This window comes from Embleya sp. NPDC001921 (assembly GCF_053594475.1).
The window spans coordinates 38226-48461 of the sequence record NZ_JBSFEO010000018.1; the positions used below are offsets into that span (position 1 = coordinate 38226).

General features: G+C 73.3%; 9 protein-coding genes. 8 read left to right on the forward strand and 1 reads right to left on the reverse strand.

The genetic code is table 11. From position 1 onward, the window contains the following. Positions 1-237 precede the first annotated feature (237 nt). The 7 genes from ACWCPW_RS21775 (at position 238) to ACWCPW_RS21805 (ending at position 8333) form a co-directional block, all read left to right on the forward strand. Positions 238-1329 (forward strand): acyl-CoA dehydrogenase, encoded by a 1092-nt coding sequence (locus ACWCPW_RS21775; protein ID WP_449763241.1) that lies wholly within the window; start codon positions 238-240, stop codon positions 1327-1329. Further along, the gene (locus ACWCPW_RS21780; RefSeq protein ID WP_449763242.1) at positions 1326-2108 is read left to right on the forward strand and encodes a PIG-L deacetylase family protein; all 783 of its coding nucleotides are present in this window, start codon (positions 1326-1328) and stop codon (positions 2106-2108) included. Before ACWCPW_RS21775 ends, ACWCPW_RS21780 begins: the two co-directional genes overlap by 4 nt. After that, positions 2105-2746, forward strand: coding sequence for a class I SAM-dependent methyltransferase (locus tag ACWCPW_RS21785; RefSeq protein WP_449763243.1), 642 nt, complete (start codon positions 2105-2107; stop codon positions 2744-2746). Before ACWCPW_RS21780 ends, ACWCPW_RS21785 begins: the two co-directional genes overlap by 4 nt. 35 nt (positions 2747-2781) lie before the next feature. Next, entirely contained in the window at positions 2782-3468 is a 687-nt protein-coding gene (locus ACWCPW_RS21790) for a glycosyltransferase (RefSeq protein WP_449763244.1), read from the forward strand. 321 nt (positions 3469-3789) lie between these two features. Then, positions 3790-5025: an NAD(P)/FAD-dependent oxidoreductase gene (locus ACWCPW_RS21795; RefSeq protein WP_449763245.1), complete on the forward strand. Its 1236-nt coding sequence runs from the start codon at positions 3790-3792 to the stop codon at positions 5023-5025. A 421-nt stretch (positions 5026-5446) separates the two neighbouring features. Beyond that, positions 5447-6859 (forward strand): S41 family peptidase, encoded by a 1413-nt coding sequence (locus ACWCPW_RS21800; RefSeq protein WP_449763246.1) that lies wholly within the window; start codon positions 5447-5449, stop codon positions 6857-6859. A 550-nt stretch (positions 6860-7409) separates the two neighbouring features. Then, positions 7410-8333: a calcium-binding protein gene (locus tag ACWCPW_RS21805; protein WP_449763247.1), complete on the forward strand. Its 924-nt coding sequence runs from the start codon at positions 7410-7412 to the stop codon at positions 8331-8333. Positions 8334-8590: 257 nt separating this feature from the next. Here the strand turns inward: ACWCPW_RS21805 and ACWCPW_RS21810 are convergent, their stop codons facing one another. Continuing rightward, a complete protein-coding gene (locus ACWCPW_RS21810; protein ID WP_449763248.1) occupies positions 8591-9799 on the reverse strand; it encodes an MFS transporter in 1209 nt (402 codons plus the stop codon). Between the two features lie 99 nt (positions 9800-9898). Between ACWCPW_RS21810 and ACWCPW_RS21815 the strand changes: the two genes are divergently transcribed. After that, positions 9899-10231 carry an ArsR/SmtB family transcription factor gene (locus ACWCPW_RS21815; RefSeq protein WP_449763249.1) on the forward strand — a complete coding sequence of 111 codons (333 nt, stop codon included), beginning with the start codon at positions 9899-9901 and terminating at the stop codon, positions 10229-10231. The last annotated feature ends 5 nt before the right edge of the window (positions 10232-10236 follow it).

The following is a 10236-nucleotide window of genomic DNA, read 5'->3' on the forward strand; positions in this document are numbered from 1 at the left end:
GCGAATGGGGGCCGTGTTCGGATCGGGTCCAGCCGCATTCGTCAGGTCCAGCCGATCTCGGTGCAAAGGCGGGTCGGCATCCACCCCCCTCGTCGACCCGGGTCCCCCAGGCGGGACCCGGCAGCACACCGTGCCGAAGACCGTGGATCGACTCCTTCGGCATCCGCCCGGCGACCTGGCCCTTGCCGCTCTCGTGCGACGGAGCGTGCCGATGGGCTCGAGGGGTAGCGGTGTGGGATGAGTATCGACAAGATCAGCGCCGATACGCGCGGTCTCCGGGATCGGGATCGGGATCTCGCGATCGGGGCGTCGGCGGAGACGATCGCGCGGCTCCACCGCGGGGACGTGCGGGATTGGTTCGTCGACTTCGCCCGCCGGTACCCGACCGGCCTCGACGCGCCCGGGGGAGGGGCGACCGGAACGCGGTGGGAGACGCTCGCCGCCACGGCCGAACGGGACCTTGCCCTCGGGCGACTGGCGGAGGGCCACGCCGACGCTCTCGCGATCATCGCCGAGGTCGGCGACGGCGTCGCGATCGCAGCGTCGGGGGCGCGCTGGGGGGTGTGGGCGGCCGAGCCGCCCGGCAGCAAACTCACCGCCGAACGGCTCACCCGGGGCCGGTGGCGGGTGCACGGCACCCGACGGTGGTGTTCGGGCGCCCTGATCTGTACGCACGCGCTCGTGACCGCCGACGCCCCGGACGGGCCGCGCCTGTTCACGATCGACGTCGGTGCCCCCGGGTATCGCGTCCTGCCCGACTCGTGGCCGGCGATCGGCATGGCCGCCAGCGAGACCCTGGACGTCGAACTGGACGCGGTCGCGGCCGAACCCGTGGGCGACGTGGACGCCTATCTCGACCGTCCCGGCTTTCACCACGGCGGAGTCGGCGTGGCGGCGTGCTGGCTCGGCGGCGCCCGCGCGGTGAGCCGACCCCTCGTCGAGGCGGCGGGCGGGGGTCGGCTCGACGAGCACGCACTGGCCCACCTCGGCGGCGTCGACCTCGCCCTGACCGTCGCCCGAACGCTCCTGGCGCGGGCCGCCGCGGACATCGACGCCGATCCCCTGGACCGATCGGGCACCGCGCAGATCCGGGCGTTGCGGGTGCGCGCCGTCGTCGAACGCACCTGTGCGGAGGTCCTGGAGCGGGTCGGACGGGCACTGGGCGCCGGGCCGCTGGGTCACGACGCCCGACACGCCCGCGCGGTCGCCGACCTGACGGTGTACATCCGCCAGCACCACGCCGAACGCGACCTGGCACGCCTGGGAGCCCTGCGGGCCGCCGCGGTGGCGACCGAGGCGGATGGCCGGCGCCCGGAGGCGACATCGTGACCGGCGAACACGCGCCCGCCGATCCCATCCAGGCCCCCGGCACGCCCGAGCGAGTGTGGCGTGCCTGGCGCACATTGACCGACCTGCCCCGCGCGCACCCCCTCGAGGCGGCCGGCCCGGCCCGCGACGGTGGCCTCGTGGTCGTCGCCGCCCACCCCGACGACGAGATCCTGGGCGCCGGCGGCCTGATCGCCGCCCACCTCGACACGGGTTCGCGCGTACGCGTGGTGCTGCTCACCGACGGCGAGAAGTCCCACCCGGGCGGACCGATCCCGCCCCCGCTCCTGCGCGCGCGCCGAATCCGGGAGACGGAACGGGCCCTGGGCCTGCTCGGGCCGGCGGGGACCTCGACCGCCGAGATCGTGCGCCTGCGGCTGCCGGACACCGGGGTCGCCGAGCACGAGGCGGAGGCCGCCGACACCCTCGTCGAACTCGTGGCGGGTTTCGGCACCTGCGCCGCCCCGTGGTCGGGAGACGTCCACGGCGACCACGAGGCGGCGGGGCGGGCCGCGGCCCTCGCGTGCGCGTCCGCCGACGTGGCCCACGTCCAGTACCCGGTGTGGATGTGGCACTGGGCTCGACCCGAGGACCCCCGTGTTCCGTGGGATCGCGCGGTCCGGGTCGACCTGACCCCCGAGCGGCGACGGCGCAAACGCGATGCCGTCGCGTGCTTCGAGACGCAACTGCGCCCGCACGCCCCGGGCCGTGACGACCGGGTGATCCTGCCGCCCGAGGAGATCGAGCATTTCGTCCGCCCCTACGAGGTGGTGTTCCGGTGAGCGCGGCGTTGTCGAGAACGGCGTTCGACGCGATGTACGCCGCAGCCGCAGACCCGTGGAGCCTCGCGGACCGCGCCTACGACCGACGCAAATACGCGCTCACCGTGGCGTCGCTGCCCGGAACGCGATACCGCGACGCGTTCGAACCGGCGTGCTCGGTCGGTGTCCTCACCCGGCTGCTCGCCGATCGTTGTGATCGGCTGCTGGCCTGCGATCTCTCCGAGGTCGCCGTCACCCAGGCGCGCACGCGCACGGCCGACCTCCCACACGTCCGGGTCGAATGCCGCGTCCTGCCCCGGGAATGGCCGGACCGGCCCGGCGGATTCGACCTGATCGTGCTGTCCGAGTTCCTGTACTACTTCGAACCGTCGGAACGGGACCTGGTCCTGGCGCGCGCCCGGGCGTGCCTGGCCCCGGGCGGGACCGTGGTCGCGGTGCACTGGCGCCCACCCGCGCCCGGACACGTGGACTCGGCCGAGCACGTGCACGCCGCCGTGCGGGCGCTGCCCGACCTGGTCCACGTGGTCGAACACAGTGAGCCCGACTTCCTCCTCGATGTCCTGATCGACACCCGGGACCGGACCGGTACGGTCTCCGCCGCGCAGTTGTCCCCGGCCGCGCTCGAAGGACTGCGTTGAGGGCCCACGGCGGTCGCCCGCCTCGGGTGCGGCGCGTGGTCGTGGTGGTGCCCGCACGCGACGAGGAGGACGAACTCCCGGGCTGCCTGCGGGCGCTCGGTCGAGCGAACGCCCGCGCCGCCGCCTCGGGCGTACCCGTCACCATGGTGGTCACCGCCGACCGTTGCCGCGATCGTACGGCGGACATCGCCCGCGCGTTCGGGGCACACGTCGTCGAGGTCGACGCCGGGGCGGCCGGGGCCGCGCGCGCCGCGGGATTCGCGGCGGTGTTGGGCGACAGGTGTGACGTACGGGGCATGTGGCTGGCGACCACCGACGCCGACAGCCGAGTGCCGGTCCGGTGGTTGACCCGACAGATCGCCTGGGCGGGCGACGGCTGGGACGCCGTCGCCGGCACCGTCCGCGTCCACGACTGGTCCGGGCACCCGCCGGGCGTGCGGGAGGCGTTCGAGACGCGATACGACCGCCGATCCGACACGAAGCGGCACGTGCACGGGGCGAACCTGGGGTTCTCCGGCGCCGCCTACCTGGAAGTCGGCGGATTCGCCGCGATGGCGGTGGGCGAGGACGGCGCGCTGGTCGAAGCCCTGAAGGCGGCGGGCCGTCGCGTCCTGCACACCGACGCCCTGCGCGTACTCACCTCGGCGCGCACCGACCCACGCGCGCCGCGCGGTTTCGGCCACGACCTGCTCGAACTCGACGCCCGCCCGGCGCGCCGATGACCGTTGCGGCGGGCGGGCCGAGCCCCGGCGGGACGGCACGATCGGAGCCGCGGGTCGGGTATTCGGACCTGGGCCGTTCGGGTGGTTCGCGGGCGGCGGGGGTGTTCGGACCCGTCGGTGGGTGCCCGGGGCGGTCAGGATGGCGGGGCCGGTTCCCGGATCCTCCGGCGGGAGGTGCACTCGCTGTGTCGGCCCCGCCTTCGCAGCGTGGTCCCCGCCGGCTGTGTCGGTCGCCGTCGCGGGAGCCGTGCGTTCGGTTCCGCCTCTGCCTCGTCCCCGTGACCGGGCCGGTGCGGGAACCCGACAAAGGAGGAAGAGAGCATGACCGCGAACCGTGCCCACGTGATCGTCGGAGCGGGTCTGGGCGGGGCGAAGGCCGCGCAGACTCTGCGGGAGCAGGGTTTCGACGGCCCGCTGGTGCTGATCGGCGACGAGCGGGAGCGCCCGTACGAGCGCCCGCCCCTGTCCAAGGGCTACCTGCTCGGGAAGGAGGAGCGGGAGAAGGCGTACGTGCATCCGGAGCGGTGGTACGCCGACCACGGGGTGGACCTGCGCCTGGACACGACGGCGACCGCCCTCGATCCCGCCGCGCACCGGGTCACCCTCGGCGACGGCAGCCGGCTCGACTACGCCGCGCTGCTCCTGGCCACCGGCGCCTCGCCGCGCCGGCTGCGGGTTCCCGGCGCGGACCTGGACGGCGTGTTGTATCTGCGCAGGTTTGCGGACAGTGACCGGCTCAAGGCCGTGTTCCGGCCCGGGGCCGGGATCGTCGTCATCGGTGCCGGCTGGATCGGTCTGGAGGCGGCGGCGGCCGCGCGGGCCGCGGGCGCCGAAGTGACGGTGCTCGAAAGCGCGGAACTGCCGCTGCTACGGGCCCTGGGCCCGGAGGCGGCACGGGTCTTCGCCGAGCTGCACCGCGATCACGGAGTGGACCTTCGCCTCGGCGTCGGGGTCGCCGAGATCGGCGGCGACTCCGGCGCGGTCGACGGTGTCCTGCTCACGGACGGCACCCGGATCGAGGCGGACGCGGTCGTCGTCGGGATCGGCGTCACCCCCAACACCGGCCTGGCGGAAGCGGCGGGTCTCGCGGTCGACAACGGCGTCGTCACCGACGAGCACCTGCGTACGTCCGCCCCCGACGTCTACGCCGCGGGCGACGTCGCCAACGCCCGCCATCCGCTGCTGGGCCGGCACATCCGAGTCGAGCACTGGGCCAACGCGCTGAACCAGCCGCAGACCGCGGCCCGGGCGATGCTCGGCCAGGACGCGGTCTACGACCGGCTGCCGTACTTCTTCACCGACCAGTACGACCTGGGCATGGAGTACACCGGCTACGTCGAACCCGACGGCTACGACCGGGTCGTCTTCCGCGGTGACCCCGCCGCCCGCGAGTTCGTCGCCTTCTGGCTGTCCGGCGGCCGGGTCCTGGCCGGCATGAACGTCAACGTCTGGGACGTGGTCGAACCCGTCCAGGCGCTCATCCGCTCCGGTGCGGCCGTCGACCAGGCCCGCCTGGCCGACCCCCAGGTCTCTTTGGAGTCCCTGCTCCCGAACTGACCGCCGTGCGGCCCTCGCCGACTCCGTCCGCACGGGCGGCATCACCGCCCGGAGGGCCCGGGCACTCGCGTGGCAGACGATCCTGTCGCGCCGTGGCAGCAGTGGCAGCAGTGGCAGCCGTGGTGGCGGTGGTGGTGGCGGTGCGCGCCAACCGAACGTGCGCCGAACCAGCCCACACCGGACGCGATTTCGCCGGGACACCGGCGAACGTGGGTCCAGACCCACCCTCGACTCTGGTGGTGCCCGGATGCCCCACGACCGGCCGGGGCGCGATCGTGGTCACGTTCACGGACGACACGAGATCGCGGGTGTGGATCGGCCGCGTGCCGAGTTCCGTTCCGGTGCCGAACTCCGCTTCGGTGCGGGTCCGTTCCGGATTCGGCGGCCATGCCCCGGTCCCCCACGCAAGGGAACCGAAACGATGACCAGACTTCGCAGCGCGTGTTCGACGATCGCGGCGGCCTCGGTGCTGGTGTTGACCGCCGGCGCCACCGCGTCCGCCGACACCGGCGCGGCCCGACCGCCCACATCGGACGGCGTGTGGCGCGTCGACGGATACGGCATGCTCGTGACGATCCAGGACGGCACACTGCGCCAGTACCAGACCACTTCGGTCGGCTGTCTGCCCGGGCCGAGCGCCCGGCGTTCCGGTGGCGAACGGGGCGAGACGACGTACGACTCGACGGACGGCATGGTCGTCGGCGTTCGGCCGGTCCGGCACACGAACCAGGCCCGGCTGCGTTTCACCCACGCGCCCGGATACCGGGAGATGCGCCGGGTCGGTGCCCTGCCGCCGACCTGTACCCGCTCGGCTCCGTCCGGGCGCGTGGCCGCCTTCGACACCTTCTGGCAGTCGTTCGAGGAGAACTATCCGTTCTTCGCGGCCAAGGGCGTCGACTGGCACGCGACGCGCGATCGCTATCGTCCGTTGGTGGGAGCGCACACGACGGAGGACGAACTCTTCGCGATCATGCGGGACATGATCGATCCACTCGACGACGCACACGTGGATCTCACCGCGGGCCCGGACCGATATTTCAGCGAGACGCGCCCCGGCACCACCGCCCCCACCGCCGATCTGGATCGGCGAGTGCGGGCCCACATCATCGACCACGATCTCGGTGGCCGGCCACCGACCGAGTACGCGAACGGTCGCGTCTCCTACGCCGACCTGCCCAACGGACAGGGCTACCTGCGGATCAACGGATTCATGGCCTACCTCCCCGACCGCCCGCCGAGCTACCTCACCGACAGCGCCGAACTCGACCGCGCCCTGGACGCCGTCCTCACGCCGGAACGACTGGACCGGCTGCGCGGGCTGATCATCGACGTACGGGTCAACGACGGCGGCATGGACAACCTCGGGCTGCGACTGGCCGCCCGCCTGAGCGACCGCCCGTACCTCGCCTACGTCAAACAGGCCCGCAACGACCCGCGCGATCCGAGCCGGTTCACCCGCCCCCAGCCGATCGAGGTGCGTCCCGATCCCCGGAGCACCCGCTACACCGGCCCCATCGCCATCCTGACCGGCGGCTCCACGGTCAGCGCGGGCGAGACCTTCGTCCAGGCGATGATGGGGCGACCCGGCTCGACCATTCGCATCGGTGAGCCCACTCAGGGCGTCTTCTCCGACGTCATGCAGCGCCGGCTGCCCAACGACTGGCGGGCGGGTGTGCCCAACGAGGTGTTCCGCACCCGGGACGGCCGTACCTTCGACGGCGCCGGCATACCGCCGAACGTGCGCGAGCCGGTGTTCACCGAGGACGAGTTCGCCAACCACCGGGATTCGGCCTTCGACCGCGCGGTGCGGATGTTGCCGACCGGGGCTTCCTGAGACCCGGGGCGAACCGCTTTCCGCCGGGGGCGATGGGTCGGGTACTGCGTCGTACGCGCTGTCGAAGGCTCAGGGGTTGCCCGCTCTCCGTTGGCCGCCTGCATCGTGAACGCCGCACTGCCTCGGGAAGCCGCTTTGCCAGGGCGGCGGAGGTTTCGGGCCGGCGGAGGGGGAACGGCCGGCCACCTGTCCGTGGCCGGGAGGTGAACAGTGGTGGGGGGATCGGTCGTCGGAACGGCGGGCCGCGACTCGGCTGGGGCGGGGAGCGGGCGTCGGTCGGGCGGGTGGCGGGCGTTGAGCAGTGCGGACGGGTGCGGGGGCGAGGCGGTTCGCGGGTATGCGGTCCGCGGCGACTCGCGTTTCGACGTGCGACCGCGCTGTGTTCGGGGCTTGTCGGGTTCGGCCGGAACGCGCGCTGTGCGGCCGGGGCGGCCGGGAGGAATCTGGTTTCCCGTGGGCCGGATGCCGACGGCGGCGGTGTTCCGCCGGTACGTGATCGCCGACGCGTCGGCATTGGACCGGGCGTCGGCGCCGAGGGAGGGGGTCGAACGTGTACGGCAGACGCTGGTTCGCACGCATGGCGACGGCGTGGTTGACGATCGTCGCGGCGGTGACGGGTGCGGGGTTGGCGAACACCGCCGCGTCCGCGCCGCTTTCGGTGGCCCCGACGACCGTGTATGTCGACGGTGGCGTCGTGTACGTGGTCGGGGCGCCGGGGTTGTCGTCGAGCATTCTGGTCCAGTACGACCACTTCTACGAGACGAACACCATCCCGGCCTGGAGCGTCTACGATCCGGCGGGCGGCGTGGCGGTCGGGCCGGGATGCAACCGGGACGTGACCCACTTCGTGTTGTGCCCGAACGTTTCCCGAGCCGTGATCGACGGTGGTGACGGTGACGACCGGATCACCGTTTCGGACCAGCTCGGAGGTGTCTCGTGTGTCCTCTACGGCGGTTCGGGCAACGACACCCTCGCGCCGGACTCGTGCCGGGTCGAGGGTGGTTCGGGTGACGACGCCGTCGACCTGTACTACAACGCGACCGCGCTGGGCGGTGACGGCAACGACACCTTCGTGGTGCACGGGGGGACGTACGACATCGCCGGTGGGGCGGGCCGCGACGCGGTGAACTACGGCTGGGCGACCACCGCCGTGTCGGTGACGCTCGACGGGATCGCGGACGACGGGCTTGTCGGCCATCGCAACAGCAACATCCGCCCCGACGTGGAGGACGTGTCGGGCGGTACGGGCAACGACGCGTTCGCCGCCTACGGCGCGGTCGAGAACAGCTTCCGCGGCGGTGACGGGGACGACCTGCTGATCGGCGGCCCCGGAAACGACACGCTGGACGGCGGTTTCGGGAACGACACCCTCAAGGGCGGGGCCGGCGTGGACGTCCTCGTCGGCGGCCCGGGCATCGACATCTGCGATGTCGGCGCCGACGGCGGCACGGCCTCGAACGACTGCGAGGCCTGATCGCCCGGCCGAAGCCGGGCGAGGGACCGCCGGACCGGTGCGGTGTGGGTGGGAGCCGGCCTCGGCGGCCGGATGGGCAGTCCGCAGGACCTGATCGAGGCCGTGTTCCCCGCCGTCGACAACCCGTACCTCACCGGCACCGTGCCGCACGTCGGCGGCGGCAGGCTCGATCGACCCCGGCCCGCCGAGCATCCGCCGCGCCGAGCGCCGCGACCGCGGCCGCCGTACCCGGCGCGGAGGCCGGCCGGGAGGCGGCGTCACGCCTGCGACGCTTTCGGTTCGGCCGCGATGGGCGCCGGTGTCGCGGGGGCGGGCAGCGCGGGGCGGCGTGCGGTTCCCAGGTGCCAGAGGAGGGTCACGGCGGTGACGCCGGCGGCCACCGGCCCCAGTTGGGCCGGGGCGAGCCCCAGCCACTCCTGGGCCAGCCCGCCCAGGCCGCCGCCGAGGTAGAGGGCGGAGGAGTTGAGGCCGAGCAGGATCGGGGCGGCGGCGGGGCCGAGGGCGATGAGCCGGTGCTGTTGGGGGACGACGATGACGCCGACGGTCGCGCCCCACAGGGCCGCCCAGAGCAGGGTGGGCGCGAGGGCGCGGGTGGCGAGCGGGGTGAGCGCCAGGGTGAGGGCGGCGAGGGCGAGGGTGGCGGTGAGGACGCGGGCGGGGTCGCGGCGGTCGACCAGGCGTCCGGCGGTGATGTTCCCGGCGAGCGTACCCACGCCCCAGGCCGGCAGGATCAGGGTCAGCAGCGATTCGTCGCCGTCGGTGGCGTCGCGCAGGGTGGGGCCGATGTAGGTGTAGAGCGTGTAAGTGGCGAGGAAGGCCAGTGTGGTGACCGCCGGCAGTGCCAGTACGCGGCCCTGCCTGAGGGGGCGCAGGCGGTCGGGCGGGGAGGCGGCGGGGAGCTTCACGTCGGGCAGGCCGACGGCGATGCCGACGGCGGCCAGCAGCCCGATCCCGGCGACGGCCCACAGGGTGAGGTGCCAGTCGGCGCGGCCGATCAGCGTGCCGAGCGGCAGTCCCAGCGCGGTTGCCGACGTCAGGCCGCCCAGTACGAACGCCAGTGCCCGGCCCGGGTGTTCCGGTGGGGCGATGGCGGCCGCGGTGCTCGAGGCCGCGGCGGTGATGATGCCCGCGCCCACGGCGGTGACGACGCGGGCGGCCATCACCACCTCGTAGCCGGTCCCCAGCGCGGTGACGGCGTTGCCGACCACGAACACGCCCAGGGCGATCAGCAGCGCCGACCGCCGACTCAGGCCGCTGGTGAGGGCGCCCATGACCGGCGCCGACAGGGCCAGTACCAGCGCGAACACCGTCACGAGTTGACCGGCGGCCGGGGTGGACACGCCCAGGTCGGCGGCGATGGAGGGGAGCAGGCCGGCGATGACGTAGCCGTCGGTGCCGACGGCGAACGTGGCCAGGGCAAGGGAAACAGTCGTCTCAGCACGGATCGTGCCGCCTTTCCGGAGCATCACGGAGGTGGGTGATCGGCACTGTATGCAATACATGGATGCTTGTCCATGTATCAATGAGTGGGTAGGCTGAGGGCTCGTCACGGACGGAGTGAAGCGATGCGTGAGGTGTCCCAACCCGCGACCGGCGCGATCCGGATGGTGGAGGTGCTGCGAGCGCTGGCCGATCCGGTGCGGCTGGAGATCGTGCAACGGCTCGCGGTGACCGGCGAGGAGAGCTGCAATGCCATCGGCAGCGACCTGGACGTGCACCAGACCACGCTGTCCCACCACTACCGGGTGCTGCGCGAGGCGGGCGTCACCTGGACAACCGTCATGGGCCGATCCCGGCTGGTGCGACTGCGCCGCGACGACCTCGACGCCCTGTTCCCCGGCCTGCTCGACGCGGTACTCGACGGATCCCGCCGCACGCGGCCGGCCGGGGAGCGCTGACCGGC